19 protein-coding genes are annotated in these 21,183 nt (G+C 67.8%); 10 read left to right on the forward strand and 9 right to left on the reverse strand.

What is annotated here, in order from left to right:
• The 7 genes from creB (at position 1) to ACTT2I_RS04250 (ending at position 7,715) form a co-directional block, all read left to right on the forward strand.
• A complete protein-coding gene (gene creB, locus ACTT2I_RS04220) occupies positions 1 to 690 on the forward strand; it encodes a two-component system response regulator CreB (protein ID WP_421099732.1) in 690 nt (229 codons plus the stop codon).
• Between the two features lie 2 nt (positions 691 to 692).
• Positions 693 to 2,150, forward strand: a complete 1,458-nt coding sequence (gene creC / locus ACTT2I_RS04225; RefSeq protein ID WP_421099731.1) for a two-component system sensor histidine kinase CreC — start codon at positions 693 to 695, stop codon at positions 2,148 to 2,150.
• A gap of 92 nt (positions 2,151 to 2,242) precedes the next feature.
• On the forward strand, positions 2,243 to 3,562 hold the full coding sequence (creD, locus tag ACTT2I_RS04230) for a cell envelope integrity protein CreD (protein ID WP_421099730.1): 1,320 nt from the start codon (positions 2,243 to 2,245) through the stop codon (positions 3,560 to 3,562).
• A 9-nt stretch (positions 3,563 to 3,571) separates the two neighbouring features.
• Entirely contained in the window at positions 3,572 to 4,003 is a 432-nt protein-coding gene (locus ACTT2I_RS04235; RefSeq protein WP_421099729.1) for a hypothetical protein, read from the forward strand.
• Between the two features lie 100 nt (positions 4,004 to 4,103).
• A complete protein-coding gene (locus ACTT2I_RS04240; protein ID WP_088435168.1) occupies positions 4,104 to 5,690 on the forward strand; it encodes a M28 family metallopeptidase in 1,587 nt (528 codons plus the stop codon).
• A gap of 119 nt (positions 5,691 to 5,809) precedes the next feature.
• Entirely contained in the window at positions 5,810 to 7,213 is a 1,404-nt protein-coding gene (gene gltX, locus ACTT2I_RS04245; protein ID WP_088435141.1) for a glutamate--tRNA ligase, read from the forward strand.
• A gap of 16 nt (positions 7,214 to 7,229) precedes the next feature.
• On the forward strand, positions 7,230 to 7,715 hold the full coding sequence (locus ACTT2I_RS04250; protein WP_019184450.1) for a Fur family transcriptional regulator: 486 nt from the start codon (positions 7,230 to 7,232) through the stop codon (positions 7,713 to 7,715).
• Positions 7,716 to 8,062: 347 nt separating this feature from the next.
• On the opposite strand, the gene ACTT2I_RS04255 is transcribed toward ACTT2I_RS04250, so the two are convergent.
• From ACTT2I_RS04255 to ACTT2I_RS04280, 6 genes are all read right to left on the reverse strand, one after another.
• Positions 8,063 to 9,247, reverse strand: coding sequence for an HlyD family secretion protein (locus ACTT2I_RS04255; protein WP_293981672.1), 1,185 nt, complete (start codon positions 9,245 to 9,247; stop codon positions 8,063 to 8,065).
• 8 nt (positions 9,248 to 9,255) lie between these two features.
• A complete protein-coding gene (locus ACTT2I_RS04260) occupies positions 9,256 to 10,941 on the reverse strand; it encodes an MFS transporter (RefSeq protein ID WP_088435139.1) in 1,686 nt (561 codons plus the stop codon).
• Positions 10,938 to 11,504, reverse strand: coding sequence for a TetR/AcrR family transcriptional regulator (locus ACTT2I_RS04265; RefSeq protein WP_088435138.1), 567 nt, complete (start codon positions 11,502 to 11,504; stop codon positions 10,938 to 10,940). Before ACTT2I_RS04265 ends, ACTT2I_RS04260 begins: the two co-directional genes overlap by 4 nt.
• A gap of 100 nt (positions 11,505 to 11,604) precedes the next feature.
• Positions 11,605 to 12,846 (reverse strand): MFS transporter, encoded by a 1,242-nt coding sequence (locus ACTT2I_RS04270; protein ID WP_421099728.1) that lies wholly within the window; start codon positions 12,844 to 12,846, stop codon positions 11,605 to 11,607.
• Positions 12,843 to 13,277: a MarR family winged helix-turn-helix transcriptional regulator gene (locus tag ACTT2I_RS04275; protein ID WP_253247791.1), complete on the reverse strand. Its 435-nt coding sequence runs from the start codon at positions 13,275 to 13,277 to the stop codon at positions 12,843 to 12,845. Before ACTT2I_RS04275 ends, ACTT2I_RS04270 begins: the two co-directional genes overlap by 4 nt.
• 115 nt (positions 13,278 to 13,392) lie before the next feature.
• Complete coding sequence (locus tag ACTT2I_RS04280; RefSeq protein ID WP_421099727.1) at positions 13,393 to 15,600, reverse strand: TonB-dependent receptor; 2,208 nt, start codon at positions 15,598 to 15,600, stop codon at positions 13,393 to 13,395.
• Between the two features lie 156 nt (positions 15,601 to 15,756).
• On the opposite strand from ACTT2I_RS04280, the gene ACTT2I_RS04285 reads away from it, so the two are divergent.
• Both ACTT2I_RS04285 and ACTT2I_RS04290 read left to right on the forward strand, forming a co-directional pair.
• A complete protein-coding gene (locus tag ACTT2I_RS04285; RefSeq protein WP_121041406.1) occupies positions 15,757 to 16,170 on the forward strand; it encodes a MerC domain-containing protein in 414 nt (137 codons plus the stop codon).
• A 118-nt stretch (positions 16,171 to 16,288) separates the two neighbouring features.
• Positions 16,289 to 16,471 carry a 30S ribosomal protein THX gene (locus tag ACTT2I_RS04290; RefSeq protein WP_019184443.1) on the forward strand — a complete coding sequence of 61 codons (183 nt, stop codon included), beginning with the start codon at positions 16,289 to 16,291 and terminating at the stop codon, positions 16,469 to 16,471.
• A gap of 71 nt (positions 16,472 to 16,542) precedes the next feature.
• Here the strand turns inward: ACTT2I_RS04290 and ACTT2I_RS04295 are convergent, their stop codons facing one another.
• The 3 genes from ACTT2I_RS04295 to ACTT2I_RS04305 all read right to left on the reverse strand — a co-directional run bounded on the left by ACTT2I_RS04295 (position 16,543) and on the right by ACTT2I_RS04305 (position 19,835).
• Complete coding sequence (locus ACTT2I_RS04295) at positions 16,543 to 17,805, reverse strand: alkaline phosphatase family protein (RefSeq protein WP_421099726.1); 1,263 nt, start codon at positions 17,803 to 17,805, stop codon at positions 16,543 to 16,545.
• 75 nt (positions 17,806 to 17,880) lie between these two features.
• The gene (locus tag ACTT2I_RS04300; RefSeq protein WP_421099725.1) at positions 17,881 to 18,372 is read right to left on the reverse strand and encodes a methylated-DNA--[protein]-cysteine S-methyltransferase; all 492 of its coding nucleotides are present in this window, start codon (positions 18,370 to 18,372) and stop codon (positions 17,881 to 17,883) included.
• Positions 18,369 to 19,835, reverse strand: a complete 1,467-nt coding sequence (locus ACTT2I_RS04305) for an AlkA N-terminal domain-containing protein (RefSeq protein WP_421099724.1) — start codon at positions 19,833 to 19,835, stop codon at positions 18,369 to 18,371. Before ACTT2I_RS04305 ends, ACTT2I_RS04300 begins: the two co-directional genes overlap by 4 nt.
• Before the next feature lie 177 nt (positions 19,836 to 20,012).
• Here ACTT2I_RS04305 and ACTT2I_RS04310 point away from each other — a divergent pair, with 177 nt between their 5' ends.
• Positions 20,013 to 21,155: a hypothetical protein gene (locus ACTT2I_RS04310; RefSeq protein WP_421099764.1), complete on the forward strand. Its 1,143-nt coding sequence runs from the start codon at positions 20,013 to 20,015 to the stop codon at positions 21,153 to 21,155.
• Positions 21,156 to 21,183 lie beyond the last annotated feature (28 nt).

The following is a 21,183-nucleotide window of genomic DNA, read 5'->3' on the forward strand; positions in this document are numbered from 1 at the left end:
ATGAGCCACCCCCTGCACAACGTCCTGGTGGTCGAGGACGAAACCGCCATTGCCGACACCGTTCTCTATGCGCTGCGCAGCGAAGGCTATGGCGCCGAGCATTGCCTGCTTGGCGGGCAGGCGTTGACCCGGCTGCGCCAGCAGGCCTTCGACGTGGTGGTGCTGGATGTCGGCCTGCCGGACATGAGCGGCTTCGAGGTCTGCCGCACGCTGCGCACCTTCAGCGAGGTGCCGGTGATCTTCCTGACCGCCCGCAATGACGAGTTCGACCGCGTGTTGGGCCTGGAGCTGGGGGCGGACGACTACATGGCCAAGCCCTTCTCGCCGCGTGAACTGGTGGCACGGGTCCGGGCGCGCCTTCGCCGGTCCGCCGCGCCCGTCGGGGCGTCGGGCTGGCAGCAGCATGGCCGCTTCGCGATCGACCGTGAGGGCAGCCGGATCCGCTTCGGTGACCAACTACTGGATCTGACCCGCTACGAATACGCACTGATGGCGGCTCTGCTGCAGCGCCCCGGCGCGATCCTCAGCCGCGCCCAGCTGATGGACCGCGGCTGGGACAGCGATGCCGACAGCGCTGACCGCACGGTCGATACCCACGTCAAAACCCTGCGCGCCAAACTGCGCGCCGCTGGCGCCGAAAGCGACCCGATCCGCACCCACCGTGGGCTGGGCTACGCACTGGAGGTATAGGCATGCGGCTGGGCCTGAAACTGTTCCTGGGCTTCTTCCTGATCGTGGGCATCGCCGCGTTCTTCGTGATGCGCATCTTCGTCAATGAAGTGAAGCCGGGGGTGCGCCAGGCGATGGAGTCGACCCTGGTCGACGCGGCCAACGTGCTGGCGGAAATGGCGGCGGCCGATCTCAAGGCCGGGCATATCCGCGACGGCCGCTTTGTCTCTGACCTGGCGCGTGCGCAGCGGCGCGACCCCAAGGCGATGGTGTGGCGCTTTCCCAAGCGCACGCTGGATTACCAGGTCACCATCACCGATGCCAAGGGCATCGTGGTGTACGACTCGACCGGCCGCGATGTCGGCCGCGACAACTCGCGCTGGAACGACGTCTACCGCACCCTGCGCGGCGAGTACGGGGCGCGCTCCAGCCCGGAAACGCCCGGTGATGACACCCACTCGGTGATGCACGTGGCCGCCCCGATCTTCGATCCCGCCGATGGGCGCACCCTGATCGGCGTGCTCAGCCTGGCCCAGCCCAACCGCAGCATCGATCCCTTCATCGCGGCCAGCCAGCGCGCCATCATCAAGCGCGGCGCGTGGCTGATCGGGTTGTCAGCGCTGATCGGCCTGCTGATGACCGCGTGGCTGATGCACGGGGTGAACCGGCTCAACCGCTATGCCAAGGCGGTCAGCGCTGGTGAACCGGTGCCGCCGCCGAAGCCGCGCCGCGATGAGATCGGCGATCTGGGCCAGGCGCTGGAAACCATGCGCCGCAAGCTGGAAGGCAAGGCCTACGTCGAGCAGTACGTGCAGTCGTTGACGCATGAAATGAAGAGTCCGCTGGCAGCGATCCGCGGCGCGGCTGAACTGCTGCAGGAGCCGCTGCCGGAGGCCGACCGCGCGCATTTCGCGCGCAGCATCGAAGGCCAGGCGCAGCGCCTCACCGAGACCATCGACAAGCTGCTGGCGCTGGCCGAGGTGGAGCAGTACGGCTGGCTGCAGAAACACGAGCGGCTTGCCCTGGCGCCCTTGCTGCAGGCGGCCGCAGATGCGGTGGCAGTACGTGCGCAGGCGGCGGGCGTAGCAATCCATGTGGAGGCGCAGGCCGAGAGCGTGCAGGGCGATGGCTATCTGCTGCGGCAGGCGCTCAACAACCTGCTGGAAAATGCCGTGGCCTTCTCACCGGCCGGCACGGTCATCGCGCTCGGTGCGCACGCAGAAGGCGAGGGCATCGCACTGACCGTGGCCGATCGCGGCAGTGGCGTGCCGGACTACGCGCTCGACCGCGTGTTCGAGCGCTTCTATTCCCTTGCGCGGCCGGGCACCGGCCAGCGCAGCTCCGGCCTGGGCCTGTCGTTCGTGCAGGAAGTGGCCCGCCTGCATGGCGGCCGTGTGAGCCTGCGCAACCGCGATGACGGTGGCGCGCAGGCGGTGTTGTGGCTGCCGTCGCGGCTGCCCTCCTTACCACCGCGGCGCTGATCGCTTCCGCACTTCACACAGACTTCAAACTCGGCACAAACCCCGCACACCGGCGCGCGGGAAGCTGGCCCCCTCCCAACCGAGGACGGGTCATGAAATCCCTGAAGATGCTGTTGCGGTTCGCCATCGTGGGCGGGCTGATCCTGTTGTTGCTGATTCCGCTGAGCCTGATCAAGGGCGTGATCCGCGAGCGCGAGGCCTACCGCGACGAGGCTTACCAGCGCGTGGCGCAGAGCCGTGCCGGCGCGCAGATCCTGACCGGCCCGATCCGGGTAGTGCCATGGACGGAGACCCGCGAGGTCGAGGTGGTGGATGCCGCCGGCACCAAGAAAAAGGAAAAGCAGGTCGAGCAGGGCCAGTGGCTGCAGATGCCGGCCACGCTGAAGGTGGACGGCGTGATGCAGCCGGACGAGCGCCGCGTCGGCCTGTTCCGCGTGCCGGTCTACAGCTGGAAGGCCACGGTCAGCGCCACGTTCGCCGATGACGATTACCCGATCAAGGCCGGCCGTGTGTATGGCGCGCCGTTCCTGACCGTGGGCATCGCCGACGTGCGCGGCCTGGTCGGCTCGCCCAACCTGCGCGTGGATGGAAACGCCATGAGCCTGTTGCCCGATGCCGGTGGCGTCAACGGCATCGGCACCGGCCTGCACGTCGGCCTGCCCGGCCTGGAAGATGAGCGTGGCGGCGTGCTCAAGGGCAGCAAGGTCGAGCTGGAGCTGGTGCTCGATGGCACCCGGTCGCTGTCGGTGGTGCCGGTGGGCGATGACAGCCGCATCGCGCTGCGCTCGCCGTGGCCACATCCGCTGTTCGGTGGCAGTTTCCTGCCCAACGAGCGCAAGGTCGACGCACAGGGCTTCGATGCACAGTGGGCGGTGTCCTCGCTGGCCTCGCGTGCCCAGCACCAGTTGCGCAACCGCCCGGACATCGATGCTGAAGCCGTGAGCGTGGAGCTGGTCAATCCGGTCGATGTGTATACCCAGGCCGATCGTGCCAGCAAGTACGGCATTCTCTTCATCCTGCTGACCTTCGTCGGCTTCATCCTGTTCGAACTGATCAAGCAGCTGCGCATCCACCCGCTGCAGTACCTGATGGTCGGCCTGGCGCTGGCGATCTTCTTCCTGCTGCTGCTCAGCCTCTCCGAGCACATCGCGTTCTGGCAGGCCTACGCGCTCTCGGCACTGGCGTGCATCGGCATCCAGACCGTGTACCTGGCCGGTGTACTGAAGAGCTGGAAACGCGGCCTGGGCTTTGCGGTGATGCTCAGCGCCCTGTACGGCGCGCTGTATGGGCTGCTGATCTCGGAGAACAACGCGCTGCTGATGGGCTCGCTGCTGCTGTTCGCCGTGCTGGCCGCGGTGATGTGGGTGACCCGCCGGGTCGACTGGTACGAACTTGGCGCACGCCTGAGCTGAGGAACGCTGATGAGCTTGCGCCGCTGTCTGCAGGAACGTGTGCGCCGGGCGCTGCCTGCCCGGCTGGAGGTGGCTTCGCTGCTGGGCGGCGAAGCCTCGGGGTGGCCGTCACCGCTGCTGGCGCTGCCCGGCGCGGAGGGCGCGCCGGGGCTGGTGCGCTTCGGGCTGGCCCCGGCCACCCGCGAGGCGATCGCGCTGCACGGGCTGCGCTTTCTGGAACAGGCACGGCAGGCGCGCGGGCGCCTGCCGCTGCCCGAGTGGTGTGGGGCCTACCGACCGTGGCGCGCAGGCGCGCAGGCCCTGCGCGAGATCGGCATCCGCGGGCTGCCGGGTGACTGGCCGGTGCATGCGACGGTCTACGCCAGCGCCTCGGTGGACCGCAGCCGCTGGTTGCTGGTGCTGCCCACCCGCGGCCAGCTCTGGTACGGCTGGATGGACTGACCATGACTCTTGGCCCGGGGGCACCGGGCCCGTGCTCGATAGACTCGGGGATTGTTCGTGGTCTGGCCGAGAGGCGGGGGTAATCGTGTTCAAGTGGGGCATGTTGAGCGTGGCATTGGCACTGAGCGGCGTCGCCGATGCACAGACGAAGGAAACGGTGGACCTGGACATGGTCAGCCGCATCCGCCAGGAAGCCTTCCACCGGTCGCAGGTGATGGCGACCTTCAGCCATCTGACCGAGCAGATCGGTCCGCGCCTGACCAATTCGCCTGCGATGGGCGAAGCCAATAGCTGGACCCGCAGCAAGTTCAACGAGTGGGGCCTGGTCAACGTGCATGACGAGGCCTTCGATGCCTTCGGCCGCGGCTGGGAGTTCAGCAACGCCAGCGTGGAGCTGCTGAGTCCGCGCGTGGCGCCGCTGTATGCGCTGCCCAAAGCCTGGACCCCGGGCACCAACGGCCCCGTGGAAGGCGAGGTGATCAAGGTCGAGATCAAGAAGCTGGCCGACCTGGACCAGTACAAGGGCAAGCTTGCCGGCAAGATCCTGCTGCTCAACGATGCACGCGATTACGAGCGGGCCACCAAGTCCGATTCGCACCGCCACGACGACGCCGGCCTGGCCGAGCTGCAGGTGTTCGCGGTGCCCAAGGACGTCGCCGATGCCAAGGCCGACCGTGCCAAGAAGGCCAAGGAATACCTGGAAAAGCAGGAGCTGACCCGCGCCACCAACGCCTTCTTTGCCGAGCAGGGCGTGCTGGCCACGATCAGCATCAGCGGCTGGGACAACGGCATCATCCGTGTCGGCGGCGGTGGCTCGCGCAAGGCCGGTGAACCGGTCGGTGTGCCCGAGCTGGCGATGATGGCCGAGCACTACAACCAGCTGGTGCGCGCGGTCGACCAGAAGCAGGCAGTCAAGCTGCGCGTGAATGTCGACGCCCGCTTCACCGATACGCAGGACCAGCCCGGCTACAACACGCTGGCCGAGATCCGCGGCAGTGGCAAGGCCGATGAGATCGTGATGCTCGGCGCGCACATGGATTCCTGGCACACCGGCACCGGTGCGGCCGACAACGCGGCCGGCGTGGCGGTGATGATGGAAGCCATGCGCATCCTCAAGGCGGTGGGTGCCAAGCCCAAGCGCACCATCCGCGTGGCGCTGTGGAGTGGCGAGGAGCAGGGCCTGATCGGTTCGCAGGACTATGTGTCCAAGCACTTCGCGCGTTACCCTGAGCCGACCGATCCGGCGCAGCTCAAGCTGCCGGCCTCGATGCGTGAGCCGACCGGTGCCCTGCAGCGCCAGCGCGATTACGACAAGTTCTCGGCGTACTTCAACATGGACAACGGCTCGGGCCGGTTCCGCGGCATCTATGCGCAGGAAAACCTGGCCGCGGTGCCGATCTTCGAAGCCTGGCTGGCGCCGTTCCATGACGTGGGCGCAACCACCGTGGCCACCCGCAATACCGGCAGCACCGACCATATCGCGTTCGACCGCGTCGGCCTGCCCGGGTTCCAGTTCATCCAGGACCGGCTGGATTACTTCACCAACGTCCACCACAGCAACCTGGACACCTGGGATCACGCCGAGCCGGAAGACCTGAAACAGGCCGCCGCGATCGTGGCCTCGTTCGTCTACAACGCGGCGATGCGCGATGAAAAGCTGCCGCGCAAGCCGTTGCTGACCCCCTGAGTGCCACCGCGTGGGCCGCCTGGAACGGGCGGCCCGCGCCCGACCGGGCAAGGAGTGCCCGGTTTGCGGCCGGGGCGGGGTAAAATTGCCGGGATTCCGTTTCCCGCCCTGAGCCCTCCATGACCTGCCGCACCCGTTTTGCCCCCAGTCCCACCGGCTACCTGCACATTGGTGGCGCCCGCACAGCGCTGTACTGCTGGCTGGAGGCCCGTCACCGTGGTGGCGAGTTCGTGCTGCGCATCGAAGATACCGACCGCGAGCGCAGCACCCAGGGCGCGATCGACGCGATCCTGGAGGCGATGGAGTGGCTGGGCCTGGGCTATGACGAAGGCCCGATCTACCAGACCCAGCGCGTGGCCCGTTACCAGGAAGTGGCCGAGCAGCTGGTCGCGCAGGGCAAGGCGTACTACGCCTACGAGACCAAGGAAGAACTGGACGCGATGCGCGAGGCCGCCATGGCCAAGCAGGAAAAGCCGCGTTACAACGGCGCCGCGCGCGATCTGGGCCTGCCGTACAAGGATGACCCGAACCGCGTGATCCGCTTCAAGAATCCGCTGGAGGGCACGGTCGTGTTCGACGACCTGATCAAGGGCCGCATCGAGATCGCCAACAGCGAACTGGACGACATGGTCATCTTCCGTCCGGACGGGTTCCCCACCTACAACTTCGCCGTGGTAGTGGACGATTGGGACATGCGCATCAGCGAGGTCATCCGCGGCGACGACCATATCAACAACACCCCGCGCCAGATCAATCTGTACGAGGGCATCGGCGCCCCCGTGCCGAAGTTCGGCCACATGCCGATGATCCTAGACGAGCAGGGCGCCAAGCTATCCAAGCGCACCGGCGCGGCCGACGTGATGCAGTACAAGGACGCCGGCTACCTGCCCGATGCACTGCTCAGCTACCTGGCCCGCCTGGGCTGGTCGCATGGCGACCAGGAGCTGTTCAGCCGCCAGGAGCTGATCGACCTGTTCGACGTGACCAACTGCAACTCCAAGGCTGCGCGCCTGGACATGGCCAAGCTGGGCTGGGTCAACCAGCACTTTCTGAAGACTGAAGCGCCGGCCGATATCGCCCCGCACCTGGTCTACCAGCTGAACAAGCTCGGCCTGGATCTGAACGCCGGTCCGGCCCCGGCGGACGTGGTCGTGGCGCTGCGCGACCGCGTGCAGACGCTGAAGGAAATGGCCGAGAAGGCGGTGGTCTGGTACCAGCCGCTGACCGAGTACGACGAAGCGGCAGTGGCCAAGCACTTCAAGCCGGGCGCGGAACTGGCGTTGGGCAAGGCCCGCGAACTGTTGGGCGCAGCCGGCGAGTGGACGGTGGAGAGCGTTTCGGCGGCACTGCATGACGTCGCCGCGGCGCTGGAGATCGGCATGGGCAAGGTGGCGCAGCCGCTGCGCGTGGCCATCACCGGCACCCAGGTGAGCCCGGACATTTCGCAGACGGTCTTCCTGGCCGGGCGTGAAGAGGCCTTGAAACGCATCGAGGTCGCACTCACTAAAGTCCCGACGGCCTGACCACAGGAGACCGCGCATGTCCGCTAAAACCGCTTGTACCGCTCCGCACCATCACGTTCACGACGCCTCCGACTTCGTGAAGGTGGTCGAACGCGTGTGCTCGGAACGCGGGCTGCGGCTGACGCCGATCCGCGCGAACGTGCTGCGCCTGATCGCCGAGGCCGGCAAGCCGGTCAAGGCGTATGAGTTGCTGGAGTGGGTGCGCAATGGCAAGGGCGTCGGTGCCGACGCCCCGCCGACGGTCTACCGCGCGCTGGATTTCCTGATGGCCAATGGCTTCGTGCACAAGCTGGAATCGGTGAATGCATTCGTGGCCTGCCACCATCCGAGCAGTGCGCAGCATTCGGTGCCGTTCCTGATCTGCAACAGCTGCCACAGTGCGGTGGAGTTGGAGGACAAGGAGATTGTCAGCCAGTTGGAGAAGCGGGCGAAGGAGCTGGGGTTCCAGCCGCAGGCGCAGACGCTGGAAGTGCATGGGCTGTGCGCGCGGTGTGCGGGGTAGGGCAGGTACCGATCGGGGGTGCGGCATCCGCTGGTAGGTACCGACATGGGGTGCTGCATCCGCCGGTAGGTACCGACCGTTGGTCGGTACGCTGTTGATGATGAAAAGCCGCGCCCCTGCGCGGCTTTTTTCGTTTCTGCGCCAGAGCAGGTGTAAAGCGGCCACTCTGTTCCCATTTGCGGAAGCGAGCCGGGCAGCCTGGAGCAGGACGCGCCGTAAACCCATCCTTGGGGGCTCGTGAGCGGCATCCATGCCGCTCCAACGGTCCCGCTGCAGGCTGCCCGACTCGCTTCCGACGGTTTCGGACTGGGGTGGGGAAAGGCGTTGGCGTTCTGCGCGCGGGCGCGTTACGGCTTCGCACCGGTAGGCTCGCGTCCTTCGGCGGCGGTATCCACCTTGACGATCACCGACATGCCGGGGCGCAGGCGCGGGGCCAGCGGTTGGTCGGGGTCGATGGCGATGCGGATCGGCAGGCGCTGGACGACCTTGGTGAAGTTGCCGCTGGCGTTGTCCGGGCGCAGGACGCTGAATTCGGAGCCGGTGGCCGGGGCGATCTGTTCGATGTGGCCGTGCAGTTTCTCGCCGTCGAAGGCGTCCACGGAGAAGGTGGCCGGTTGGCCGATGCGCATCTTCCAGGTCTGGCCTTCCTTGAAGTTGGCGACCACCCACAGTGCGTCGGGTACCAGGAACAGCAGCTGCGAACCGGCGGTGACGTACTGGCCCAGGCGCACCGAGGCTTCGCTGACCTGGCCGTCGCGTGGCGCCTGGATCACGGTGTTGGCCAGGTCGATCTTCGCCAGCGCCAGCTGGGCCTGGGCGGTTTCGACGCGGGCTTCCAGGCCTTTGCGGGCGACCTGGGTGGAGGTCAGGGTTTCTTCGGCGATGCGGATCTGCGCCTGCGACTGCAGCACGCTGGCCTGCGCGGACTGGGTGGTGGTGCGGAACTTGTCGCGGTCGTTGAGGGCGACCAGTTGCTGGGCGGCAAGTTCTTCGTAGCGCTTGAGTTCGGTGCGCGAGCGCGAAAGCTCGGCCTGGCCGGCGGAGAGGTTGGCCTGCGCGGCCTGGATCTGCGCGCGGTTCTGCGCCTGCGATTGATCGGAGTTGGCCAGCGCGGCCTTGGCGCTGTCCAGGTCGGCTTCGGCCTGGACGACTTTCTCGCGGTAGATGCGGTCGTCGATGCGCAGCAGTGGCTCGCCTTGCTTGACGTGCTGGAAGTCCTTGACCAGTACCTCGGTGACATAGCCGTTGACCTGTGGCGCGAGCACCGTGATCTGACCGCGGACGTAGGCGTTGTCGGTCGTGACCCGCGAGGTTTCGAACGGCCACAGCGACCACGCGCGCAGGATCAGCGCGATGCCGATCAGCGCGATCACGATCATGATGATCACGCTGCGCAGGCTCGGCTTGAGGTACTTGGGCACGCCCGAGGGCGCGGCTGCGGGCGGCGGCGCAGGGGCGGGCGCGGCGTCGGTTGGCGGCGGCGGGTTGACGTTTTCCGGGGCAGTGTCGTCGTGTGGGGGTTGGGTCGACATGGGCGGGCTCATCGGGGCGCGACGCTGCCAGGCGTCGGCGCGGAAAGGGGAGGTGTCGGCGCGTGGCGTTTGCGCCATTGCTTGAGCACGGCGGTACGGACCGCCAGCAGCAGCAACCAGCCAAGGAAGACCAGCGCGACGCGGCCGCTGAGTGCGAACACATCATTGAACGCGCGCACGTTGGCTTCGCGGCGGGTGATCTGCGCCAGCTGCGCGGTGCCCTGCGCGCTGCGCTGCACCGGGTCGGTGATCAGCCTGGCGTAGAGCTGCTGTTGCTGCTTCAAGCGCTGGGCAACCACGTTGTCGGCTGGATCCAACTGGCTGACCAGCGCACCGGAGTACACCTGTTCGCGGTGCAGCTGATAGGTGCCCAGTACGGCCGAGCCGGCCAGGCCGCCCAGGGTCTGGGTGATGGAAAGGGTGACCAGGAAGGTGATCATGTGGTCCACGCCCTGTTTCAGGGCCTGGGTGATGCCGAGCATGATCAGCGGCCCCATGAACATGCCGGCGCCGACCGAGGCCAGGAACTGGCTGGCAAAGAAGTCGTGCGGGCGGTCCTGGCTGGTGCGGCTCTGGTCGAGCAGGGCCGCGCTGCCGAGCAGCAGGATCGCCATCAGCAGCTGCGGGATCAGCCGCTTCGGCCCGAAGGTCAACGAGCTGGCGGCGATGCCGGTGACCACGCCGGCCAGGATCACCGCGAACAACGGCCGCATCTGATCCGGGCCCATGCCGAGCGTGCGCATCAGGCCGACCACACCATAGGACTGCTCGGTGGTCAGGAAGCGGATCAGGAACGCGCCGATGATGAAGTGGATCACCGGCAGGCTGGCCAACCACCGCGTCTGCAGCAGTGGGTTGCGGCGGTAGTGTTCGATGATGAACGCGGTGGTGGACAGCGCGATCGAGGCGACCAGTGCCCAGCCCAGCCACGGGGTGTCCAGCCACCAGCGCGTATAGCCCTGGGCCAGCACGACCACCAGCAGGCCAACGGCGGGCGCAAGCAGGGCGAAGGTCAGGAAGTCGAGCGGTTCGAATGCCTTGATCTGCGCACCGGGTGGCAGCTTGAGCACCACCACGGCAGCGAACGCGCACAGGGCCAGCCCGGCCTCGAACAGATACAGGTTGTGCCACTGCCCGGTGTCGACCAGGCCCGGCGAGACCAGCCAGGCGATCGGTACCGCAAGTTGGGAAATGCCCACGCCGATCACCAGCAGGTTGCCAGTGTATTTGCGCGGCAGCGACTGCAGCATGTACAGCGTGCCCAAGGTGCTGCAGGCGGCACCGGCGAAGCCGCTGGCCGCGCGCATCAGCACCGTCGTTTCGAAGGTACCGACGAACAGATGCAGCACCGCCAGCGCGGCATACAGGCCCAGCCCGATCTCGGCGAACAGGCGGATGCCGTATTGCTGGCGGAACTTGAAGGCCAGCAGGTTGGCGGTGACGTTGACCATCGCATAGGCGGCCACCAGCCAGCTGCCCTGCGCCGGAGTGAGCCCGAGCTGGCCCTGCAGGAACGGCAGGTTGGCGCTGACCAGGGCATTGCCCAGGCCGCCGGTGATGCCGACCAGCAGCGCGACCAGGGCGTAGGCGAGGCGGCGGTGCGGCGGATGCCACGGCATCGAAGCCGAGCCCGGCAGGGTCGGTTTTTCGTGCTCCTCCCAGTCCGGAACCGGCTTGAGGTACTGCGGCATCATCCCTCCCCGTCGGCAGGCCCCCGCAATCCGCCACGCAGCAATTGCAGGGCGCGCGTGGCCAGCCGGGCGCGTTCGTCACGCGTCTTGCCACGCAGCGCGGCTCCCAGCATGCCTGAGATGAGTGAAATGTCCGTCGTTTCCAGATCGGGGCGGCACAGGCCGGCGGCGATCGCGCGGGCGATCGGCTCGCGCAGCAGTTCGAAGATCGTTTCGCGGGCGGCGCGGATCGGGATCTGATCGGGATCGACCGCGCGCCAGTAATCGGAGAGCGCCGGCGATTGGACGATGCGGTTGGCCATGCCTTCGAGCACCTCGAACAGTGCGTCGTCCCGGTCGCCGAGGGTCTGCACCTGCCGCGCGATGCGGTTGACCGTGCGCTGGAGCAGTGCCTCGACCAGTGCGGTGCGGTCGGGGAAGTTGCGGTACAGCGTGGCGCGGCCAACCTGGGCGCGCTCGACCACCAGGTCCAGCGGGGCGGTCACGCCATGCTGACCGAAGACGGCATCGGCAGCGTCGAGGATCTGGGCGCGGCGGGCGGCCGCGTCGGCACGTTGGGTAGGCATGCGCGCATCATCGGACAGAACTGTCCGGCGGGAAAGGGCCTGCGTCGCTTTCAACGCGCCCCGGTTGGCGCGCGCTGGGCAATGTCGAGGGCAGGTGAGCTCAGCGCGGCGCGGCCACGCCGTGACAGCCCCCCATCCTGGCTTCGCGGATCGGCAGGTTGATCAGTGCCGCGAGCACGGCCAGGCCCATGTCGGCGTACCACATCCATAGGTAGTTGCCGGTGTGCGCCAGGGCCAGGCCGCCGAGCCACGCCCCGAAGAAGCCACCGAGCTGGTGCGAGAGCAGGGTCAGACCGAACAGCGTGCCGAGGTAGCGCGGGCCGAACAGCTTGCCGACCAGGCCGGCGGTGGGCGGGACGGTTGCCAGCCAGGTGAAACCGAGCGCGGCGGAGAAGAGGTAGAAGGTCAGTGGGGTCGGCGGCGAGACGAGATAGACGCCGATCATCACGGCGCGGCTGGCGTACATCCAGAACAGCAGGTACTTCATGCGGTAGCGCTGGCCGAGTGCGCCGACGATCAGGCTGCCGGCGACGTTGAACAGGCCGATCAGGGCGATGGACGAGGAGGCGACGGTGGGCGAGAGGCCGCACAGGGCGATCTCGCCGGGCAGGTGGGTGACCAGGAAAGCGATGTGCAGGCCGCAGGTGAAGAAGCCCAGGTGCAGGTACCAGTAGCTGCGGTCGCGGGCGGCGATACGCAGTTGTGCGCCCAGGCCCCCGTCGTCGGTTGCGCCGGTACCGTGTGCGTGGTCCCCGGCGCGACGCCGAAGCGGCCAGGCCAGTGGCAGCGAGAGCAGGGTGATGACGGCCATGGTGATCATGGCGCGCGCCCAGCCGGCGGTGCCGATGATCCATTGGACCAGCGGCGCGAACACGAACTGACCCAGCGAACCGCCGGCGTTGATGAGACCGGCGGCGAACGATCGCTTCTCGGCCGGCAGGCGGTGGGCAGTGGCGCCGATCAGGACCGAGAAGCTGCCCGCACCGGCACCGGCGGCCATCAGCAGACCGAGGGTGAAGGTCATCCCCAGCGGACTGGTCAGCAGCGGGGCGAGCAGCAGCCCGGCGGCCAGCAGCAGGGCGCCGAAGATGAGCACGGGCAATGCGCCGCGCTGATCGGCGACGGCCCCGAACACCGGTTGCACCGCGCCCCAGACGAACTGGCCGATGGCCAGCGCGAAGCTGATCTCGACGATGCTGACGCCGGTACCGCGGTGGATGGGATCGACATACAGGCCGGAGGTCTGGCGCACGCCCATGGTGACCATGAGGATCGCGGAGGCGGCGACCAGCAAGCCCCAGTGCATTGTGGGCGCACGGGGCATGGGGGTGGGCGTGCTCATGCGTCGGCTCCGGCAGGCAGGGCGTGGTCGAGTTGATCGAGCAGGGCATTGAGGCGGGCGGTGGGCGTAGGTCCGAAGGTGGTTTCCACCTCGCTCTGCGCGCGTTGCCACAGAGGCCGCGCGCGGCGCAGGCACGCCTTGCCGGCAGCGGTGATGACGATCAGGCGTTGCCGGGCATCACTGCCGCGACGTTGTTCAAGCCAGCCGGCAGTGAGCAGCGGCTTGAGGTTGCGGGTGAGGGTGGTGCGGTCCATGCCGAGGGCCTCGGCGAGCTCGCCGAGCTGCCGCGGTTCGGGGGCGCGGCGCAGGATGGAGTAGGCATTGAGGCTGAGCCCGGCGGGGGCGAGGTGGGCGTCATAGATCTGCGAGAGCCGACGGGCGGCGCGGCGCAGGCGGAAGCAGGTGCAGGGGCTCTGGGTCAGCGGGTCCACGGGGGTACGCCGGGGTGGGATGGCGAGATGATAAGTGCATATGCACGTAGTTCGTCAAGCGAAAAAAAGGGGGCCTTTCGGCCCCCTCGGGTCACATTGCTACCCAATCAAACGATCAGAAGTAAGCGCGGATGCCGAACGCCACGCCGCGGCCCGGCAGCGGCGAGTAGTCGCGCAGCAGCGAGGTATGCGGGCGGACGTCACGGTTGGTCAGGTTGCTGCCGTCCAGGAAGACTTCGTAGCTGTTGCTGTCGGTACGGTCCCAGCGGTACGCCAGATGCGCGTCGACCAAGGTGTAGCCGTTGCTCGGTTCCTCGTTCTGGGCCACATCCTTCTGGCTGCTGTAGCGCACCGCACCGACCGAGGCGCGCCAGCCGTCCCTGGACCAGCGCAGGTCGGCGCCGACGCGGGCCGGGGCGATCCGCGGCAGGTAACCGGTGTTGGCCAGATCCACGGTGTAGTTGTGGTTGTGATCACCGTGCGGGACGGCAATGTCGACGCTGCGGCTGCTGCTGCCGTCCAGTTCGGCTTTCACGTAATCGCCGAACACGCGCAGGTCCCAGTCGCCGGCGTTGCCTTCGAAGAGATGGAACAGGGCTTCGGCTTCGGCCCCCTTGAAGGTGGCGTCCTGCTGGGTCCACAGGCGGACCGGCAGCGATTCGACCACGCCGGTGTCGGCCAGGTAGATGAAGTCCTTGAACTTCGTCTGGTAGATCGAGGCGGAGAAGTCGACGCGGTCGCTGTGGGTGTGGATGCCCAGTTCGACGCGCTGGCCGCGCTCGGTCTTCAGGTTGGCATCGCCGATTTCCAGCGAACGGGTGGCGATGTGCGCACCCGCGGCGTAGAGCTCTTCGTTGGTCGGGGCGCGCTCGGAACTGTCGATCCCGAAGCGCAGGTCGACGGCGTCGTTGAGCGTCCAGATGCCGGCCGCGGAGAGGTTGGTGGCGTCGAACGTGCGGGCGCGGTAATCACCGGTCGGGTCCAGCTTGACCTGGTCGTGGCGGCCGCCGAGTTCCAGCTTGAACGGGCCGAACTGCTTTTCCTGCAGCACGAACAGGCCGATGTTCTTCGTCCCGGTATCCGGCACGAAGGCTTCTTCACCCTTGGCGCCGAAATCGCTGTTGCCGAACTGCAGGCCGAAGGCGCCGTCCCAGCCGCCGATCTGTTCCTGCACGGCTTCCAGGCGGCCTTCGATGCCACGGTTGGTGAAGCGGGTGGCCGGCGTGCCGGCTTCCAGTTCGGTGTGCTCGTAATCGGTGTAGGCGGTGCGCAGGGTGATGTTCTTCAGGAACGAGGTCGGCTGGTAGATGCCGCCCTTGGCTTCGAAGCGGTTCTGCACCATGTCGATGCGGACGTCATGCTCGTCGCCTTCTTCCTCGTCGCCATGGTCGTGATCATGATCATGATCGTGGTCGTGACCATGCTCGTCATCGGCATGCACGTGTGCGCCGTTGGGAATGCCGTAGTTGGTGCGGTAGGTGCTGGCGGACACGCCGAAGTAACCCCCGTCGCCGAGCCAGGTGGCACCGACGCCGCCGGCGCGGGTGCGGACCGAGCTGTTGTCCAACCGGCCGCGGCGCGGCTCGTCGGTGTCGCCATCCTCATGATCGTGGCCGCTGTGGTCTTCCAGGCCGTCGACCACGGCGTAGCCGGGAATGCGGTAGTCATCGCCGTTGCGGACCAGGCCATCGACATGGAGCACGACGTTGCCGCTGACACCGTCCAGCCGGAACATCCCGCTGCGCTCGTCGTTGACCGAGTTGCCACGCAGTTCGGCGCGGCCGCTGAGCGGACGGTCCGGCAATTCGCGGGCGATGCGGCCGTCGACCACGTTGACCGCGCCGCCGATCGCGCCGCTGCCGAACAGCAGGGTGGCAGGGCCCTTCAGGACCTCGATCTGATCGGCCAGGAACGGCTCGATGCTGGTGGCATGGTCGGCGCTCACGGTGGAGGCATCCATGTTGCCCATGCCGTTGGACAGCACCGCCACGCGTGGGCCTTCCTGGCCGCGGATGATCGGGCGGCCGACGCCGGGGCCGAAGAACGTGCTCTGCACGCCGGGCAGCTTGGCCACGGTGTCGCCGAGGGTGCCGGCCTTCTGCTCGTCCAGGCGCTCACCGGCCAGCACGTCGACCGGACGGGCCAGCGATTCGGCATCGCCCTGCAGGGGTGAGGCGGTGACCTTCACGGTGGACAGCTCGGTCAGATGGCGGTCGCGGTGGCTGCTGGCGTCATCGGCGGCCAGCGCCAGCGAGGGCAGCATCGCCGCGGCAAGGGCCAGGGACAGGGCGTGGGGTTTGAGCAGGAGGGAGCTGGAGCGCATAGGGCAAGGGCCTTCGGTCAATTGTTACAATATATCAATGGTGAGGCGCGCGAATCCCGTAACGGGACGGGGAAGGGCAAGTCAGGGGGAGGCAGGGTGCGCGCCGGGATTGATGTTATATTATTCCATAACGCTTCGCCGACCCTGCTGGAAGTCATGCCCCTGTTCGCTCGTGTTCGCCATCTGCTGGATCGTTTCGGTGCCACCGGCTCGCTGCTGTGCGCCGTGCACTGCGCTGTGCTCCCGGTGCTGCTGGCGGCTGCGCCGTCGCTGGGCCTGTCGGTCTGGATGAGTGACGGGGTAGAGCTGGCGCTGGTCAGCTTCGTCACCCTGCTGGGCCTGTTCAGCCTGGTCTGGGGCTGGCGCCGCCATGGCGCGCTGCGCGCGCTGGGCTTCCTGATCCCGGGCCTGACCGCGTTGTGGGCCGGGCTGCTGTACGGCCCGCTGCACCACTCGGCGGTGCCGCATGCGGTGGTGATGACCCTGGGTGGCGTGCTGGTGGGTGTGGCCCATCTGGTGAATCTGCGGCTGAACCACGGCCACGTCCATGACGCCAGCTGTGCTCATTGAGAGCGCGCATGGTAGGCTTTCCGATCGTGCGCGGGGGCGCCTGAGAGGGCGGCCCCGCCGAACCCGTGTCAGTACGGGGTAATCAGATTTCGCAGCATTCAGACTAAGGAGTTACGACATGGGTAAGGGTGACCGCAAGACCGCCAAGGGCAAGCGCTTCAATGCCAGCTACGGCAATTCGCGTTCGCACGTCGTGAGCAAGGCGGCCGTGGGCGCAGCTGCGCCGGTTGCCAAGAAGACCGTGACGAAGGCGCCGGCCAAGAAGGCCGTTGCCAAGAAAGCGGTGGCCAAGGCCGGCTGATCCAGCCAGGCGGGTCATGAAAAACGCGGCGCTTGCGCCGCGTTTTTTTTTGCCTGCATGCCGGGATCGCCTCAGCGCAATGCGGGCAGCAGGCGTTCGGGATCGCCATCGTTGGGGGCGGCCGGGACACCCAGCAGACGCGTCAGCAGCGGATAGACATCCACGTTGTCGAACCCGGGCAGGGTCTTGCCCTGCTGGAACGACGGACCACGGGCGATGAACACCGCGCGCATCGAGGGCAGGGCATTGTCGTAACCGTGCGAACCGCGGTTGCCGGGTTTGCGCGTGGCGATGCGCTCGCGGGTCAACGCATCCCAGCCTTCGTGCATCTGGCACAGGATCGGCGGAATGCGCGGATGGCTGCCGTACGCCCAGCGCGGCGGCAGGGCATCGCGACGCCAGCAGTCGTAGTGTGCGTGCGCGCCGAGCAGGATCTTCTCGGCCTGGCGCTGCTTGCCCGGCAGCGGCGCAAAGCCGACCGACTGGCCCACCGATACGTCCTTGGCGATGGACGGGTCGACCATGTCTTCGGTGGCGATGACCTGGCCTTCGGGCACGCTGGCCATGCCGTGGTCGGAGACGACGATCAGATTGGTGCTGTCGGCCAGGCCGCGTGCCTGCAGCCCGTCCAGCAGGCGGCCGATGGCGGTGTCGACCTCACCGATGGCGGCGGCATATTCGGCCGACTCCGGGCCATGGTCGTGACCGGCGTGATCGACCTGTTCCATGTACAGCGTGACCAAGCGCGGGGCCTGCGGGTCGGTCTGGCCGAGCCAGCTCAACACCTGATCGACACGGTCGGGCAGGCTCACCGTGCTGTCGTACTCCCGCCATTGACTGGGGCGCACGCCCTGGATGGCGGCTTCGCTGCCCGGCCACGACAAGGTCGCGGTCCGCACGCCGGCCTTCTCCGCGCCGACCCAGATCGGCTCGCCGCCCCACCAGCGCGCATCGGTGACGGCCTCGCGCAGGTTCAGGCGGAAACTGCCCAGCTCCGCTTCTTCCATGCTGTTGTGGATGATGCCGTGGTGGTCCGGGCGCAGCCCGGTGACGATCGTGTAGTGGTTGGGGAAGGTCAGTGCCGGATACGACGGCGTCATCCATCGTGCGCGCACGCCGCTGTCGATGATCCGCGACAGGTTGGGGCTGAGGCCACGGTCGAGCGTGTCCGCACGCAGGCCGTCGATGGAGACCAGCAACAGCTTTGGCGCGGTGGCCGGCGGTGCCGGGACGGCGGTCGCCGCGGCGGCGCGCGGCGGGGTGGAAGGTGGGGTCGCGCAGGCGGCCAGCGAAAGTGCGGCGGCGAGCGCCAGAGAAAGGCGGACGGAAATCATCGCACCATGATAGTGCGCGGCGGTGACGCGCCAAAGACAAGGGTTGGCACGTTTCCCCTCGAACGTCGTGACCGGCTACGCGAACAGTGCGTCCCGCCGGGCTTCCAACTGCAGCAGGGCCGCCTTGGTTTCCAGTCCGCCACCGAACCCGGTCAACGCGCCTCCGGCGCCGATCACGCGGTGGCAAGGCAGCACGATCGGCAACGGATTGCGGCCATTGGCGGCACCGACCGCGCGGCTGGCGGTGGGATGGTCGATGTGCCGCGCCAGTTCGACGTAGCTCCAGGTCCGGCCGAACGGAATATCGGCCAGCGCCTTCCACACGCGCAGCTGGAACGGTGTTCCGTGCGGGGCGAGCGGCAGATCGAAGCGCATGCGTTCGCCGCGCAGGTACTCCAGCAGTTGCCCGCGTGCGTCGCGCAAGGCGTGGGCGTCGCGCTGCCAGTGCTCGCGGCCCTTGGCGTCGTAACGGTTGTTCTCGAACAGGATGTGGTGGATGCCCTGGCTGTCACCGGCCACGGTGAGGGCGCCGATGGGGCTGTCGAAGGTGTCGTAGAGCAGGTTCATGAGGTAACTCCCGAAGCAGGGGGGGCCAGATGCCACAGGTGCAGAACGGCGTAGGCACGCCAGGGTCGCCACGGTTGCGAACGTGCCTCGGTGGCGCGCTCGCTCAAGCGCGTGCCACCGCCGAGCACCTGTTGCAGGACCAGGTCACCGGCAGGGAACGCATCGGGTAATGCCAGAGCGCGCAACGCGATGTAATGCGCGGTCCACGGGCCGATCCCGGGCAGGGCCACGCAACGTTCAACGAAGCCGGCCAGCGACTGGCCGGCACGGAAATCGAGCCGGCCATCGACCACCGCCTGCGCGACAGCACGCACGGTGGCGGCGCGGGTGCGCGGCAGCCCGATGGTTTCCAGTGGCGCGTCTGCCAGCACCTGTGCCGAGGGGAACTGGCGGTCCAGCCCCTCCGGCATGCCCTCCAGGGTAGCCCCGAAGCGGTCCACCACCCGGCGTGCCAGCGTGGCGGCTGCAGCGACGCTGACCTGTTGGCCCAGCACCGCGCGCACGGCCACCTCGACACCGTCCCAGCCCCCCGGCACACGCAGCCCCGGGCGTTGCGCGATACCTGCGGCAAGCAGGGGGTCCTGCGCGAGCGTGGCGTGCACCATGCGCAGGTCGGCATCAAGATCGAAGATGCGCCGCATGCGACGGACAATGCCCGGTATTGCACGCGGATCGACCTGGCCCAGCTGCAGCAGCAGCTCCGGGCGCCGTGGATCGGCGGTCACGCGCAGCAGTGAGGGGCGCTCGGGCGGCCCGATCACGCGCTGATAGCTGTCCGTGCCGATCTGTTCGATGCCGGGAATCGCGCGACGGCGCAGGAAGCCGAGCATCGCGGGGAAATCCAGCGGCGGCCGATAGCCCAGGCGCAGGGTCAGCGCGCCATCGGTGAGGGTGCCGCGCTGGCGGCGGATCGCGGTCGGCGGCATGCCGCACCCAGCGAGGAAGGCCGCGTTGAAGCGGCGCAGGCTGTTGTAGCCCGAAGCCATCGCGACATCGGTCACAGGCAATGCGGTCTCGGTCAGCAACTGCTTGGCCAGCAACAGCCGCCGCGTGGCGTGGATCTGCGCCGGCGCGGCGCCGAGGCGGGCAACGAACAGGCGCTGCAGCTGGCGGGCACTCAGGCCGACGTGCGCGGCCAGCTCGGCGACCGGCTGGTCCTGCAGATAGCCATCGTGGATCAGCGCCAACGCGCGCTGCAGGGTTTCATTGTTGAGTGTGTCCTGCGCCTCGGGCGCCAGTTCGGGGCGGCAGCGCAGGCAGGGGCGGAACCCCGCCGCTGCGGCCGCGGCAGCCGTGGGGTAGTAGGTGACGTTGGACGGCTTGGGCGCCGGCGCCGGGCAGACGGGGCGGCAGTAGATGCCGGTGCTGCGCACGGCAGTGAAGAACACCCCGTCAAAGCGCGCATCGCGGGCAAGGCGGGCGCTTTCGAAAGCAGCATGGTCGAGGGGCAGGGCGGTCTCCATGGGGGCCAGTCTATGCCCGGGCCGGGGTGCTGGCTCGCCATTTTCGGACAGCAATGCCAGCCGCCGGTCGCGCGGTTCAGGACAGGTTGCCGCGCCGCGCCGGTCGCGCACTAGACTGTGCATCCGCGTTGGTTTTTGCCGCGCATTCCCCCTCGCAAGGATTCCGGGTTGTCCATGTTGCTCAAGTCGTGGTGGTTGCCGTTGTTGTGCCTGGGGCTGGCCGGTTGCAGCCAGCTGGAAAACCCGGGCAATGTCACCGCCGCCGACAAGGCCGTGCGGGCGCAGACCGCCGATGGCGACCACATGGTGTCGATCAACGCGGCCGATGCGCCGCCACCGCCGCCGCCCGCGCCCAGGCGCGGTGATCTCAGCTGGCCGCAGGCCGCACTGGAAAACGGCAAGGCGTGGATCAGCTGCGATACCGACTATGCCGGTGAGGCCGGGGATGGCGCGCCGCTGGAGGCGTTGGACCGGGCCAGCATCGATGCCGCATTGCAGCCCTGCGCCGAGCGCGGCCTGCTGCGGGTGCGCTACGTGGGCAAGATCAATCCCGGTTTCTCCGAGCTGGTCGCCCGGCTGGCCGTGGTCGCCGATGCGCAGCGGATTTCCCGGCGCATCCTCGATCTGGATTCCAGCGGTGGCCAGGTCGAGGCCGCCATTGTGGCCGGCGACCGCATCGGCGAATCCAACTGGACGATCTGGGTGCGCGAAGGCTCGGTCTGCCACAGCGCCTGCGTGTTCGTGCTGGCCGCCGGTGACAATCGCCTGGTGTCGGGCAAGGTCGGCATCCACCGCATGATGCGGATCAGTTCCAAGGCGACCTCGCGCGCCGAGCTCAACCGCGAACTCCACGAGGTCTACGACAACGTCAAGGATTACCTGCAGCGCAACGGTGTGGCGGTGGGCGTGGCCGATCTGATGATGACCGTGCCCAACCGCAGCCTGCGCCTGCTCACCGCCGAGGAGCTGCGTCAGTTCGGACTGGATGGCACCAACGCCGTGCAGGACGATCTGGAGCGGATCAAGCAGATGCGCAAATGTGGCGATGCGTTCGTCCGCCGCAAGGATGCGTTCCTGGTCGCATTCGATCAGGAGTGCAAGCGCGAGGGCAGTGAGCTGGAAGCCGTCAACAGCTGCGGCCAGGCGCTCAAGCAGCGCTTCGGCTTCCCGGATGAAACCTGCCCGGACGAAAGCCCGCTGTCGGAGATCGATGTCTCCACGCTGCTGCCGGCCACGGTCGCTCCGGACCGGACGGACACGGCCGAACGCACCCTCGGCGACGCCCGCCCGGCGCCGGCGGACGCGGCCGAGCGCAACTGACGGAGGACTCACGTCCATCCCGTAGACT

It is taken from the genome of Stenotrophomonas sp. PUT21, assembly GCF_052232875.1.
Lineage (GTDB): Bacteria > Pseudomonadota > Gammaproteobacteria > Xanthomonadales > Xanthomonadaceae > Stenotrophomonas > Stenotrophomonas maltophilia_N.

Coding starts and splice junctions, on each gene's coding strand:
- creB (WP_421099732.1), top strand. CDS start 1: ATGAGCCACCCCCTGCACAACGTCCTGGTGGTCGAGGACGAAACCGCC.
- creC (WP_421099731.1), top strand. CDS start 693: ATGCGGCTGGGCCTGAAACTGTTCCTGGGCTTCTTCCTGATCGTGGGC.
- creD (WP_421099730.1), top strand. CDS start 2,243: ATGAAATCCCTGAAGATGCTGTTGCGGTTCGCCATCGTGGGCGGGCTG.
- ACTT2I_RS04235 (WP_421099729.1), top strand. CDS start 3,572: ATGAGCTTGCGCCGCTGTCTGCAGGAACGTGTGCGCCGGGCGCTGCCT.
- ACTT2I_RS04240 (WP_088435168.1), top strand. CDS start 4,104: ATGTTGAGCGTGGCATTGGCACTGAGCGGCGTCGCCGATGCACAGACG.
- gltX (WP_088435141.1), top strand. CDS start 5,810: ATGACCTGCCGCACCCGTTTTGCCCCCAGTCCCACCGGCTACCTGCAC.
- ACTT2I_RS04250 (WP_019184450.1), top strand. CDS start 7,230: ATGTCCGCTAAAACCGCTTGTACCGCTCCGCACCATCACGTTCACGAC.
- ACTT2I_RS04255 (WP_293981672.1), bottom strand. CDS start 9,247: ATGTCGACCCAACCCCCACACGACGACACTGCCCCGGAAAACGTCAAC.
- ACTT2I_RS04260 (WP_088435139.1), bottom strand. CDS start 10,941: ATGATGCCGCAGTACCTCAAGCCGGTTCCGGACTGGGAGGAGCACGAA.
- ACTT2I_RS04265 (WP_088435138.1), bottom strand. CDS start 11,504: ATGCCTACCCAACGTGCCGACGCGGCCGCCCGCCGCGCCCAGATCCTC.
- ACTT2I_RS04270 (WP_421099728.1), bottom strand. CDS start 12,846: ATGAGCACGCCCACCCCCATGCCCCGTGCGCCCACAATGCACTGGGGC.
- ACTT2I_RS04280 (WP_421099727.1), bottom strand. CDS start 15,600: ATGCGCTCCAGCTCCCTCCTGCTCAAACCCCACGCCCTGTCCCTGGCC.
- ACTT2I_RS04285 (WP_121041406.1), top strand. CDS start 15,757: ATGCCCCTGTTCGCTCGTGTTCGCCATCTGCTGGATCGTTTCGGTGCC.
- ACTT2I_RS04290 (WP_019184443.1), top strand. CDS start 16,289: ATGGGTAAGGGTGACCGCAAGACCGCCAAGGGCAAGCGCTTCAATGCC.
- ACTT2I_RS04295 (WP_421099726.1), bottom strand. CDS start 17,805: ATGATTTCCGTCCGCCTTTCTCTGGCGCTCGCCGCCGCACTTTCGCTG.
- ACTT2I_RS04300 (WP_421099725.1), bottom strand. CDS start 18,372: ATGAACCTGCTCTACGACACCTTCGACAGCCCCATCGGCGCCCTCACC.
- ACTT2I_RS04305 (WP_421099724.1), bottom strand. CDS start 19,835: ATGGAGACCGCCCTGCCCCTCGACCATGCTGCTTTCGAAAGCGCCCGC.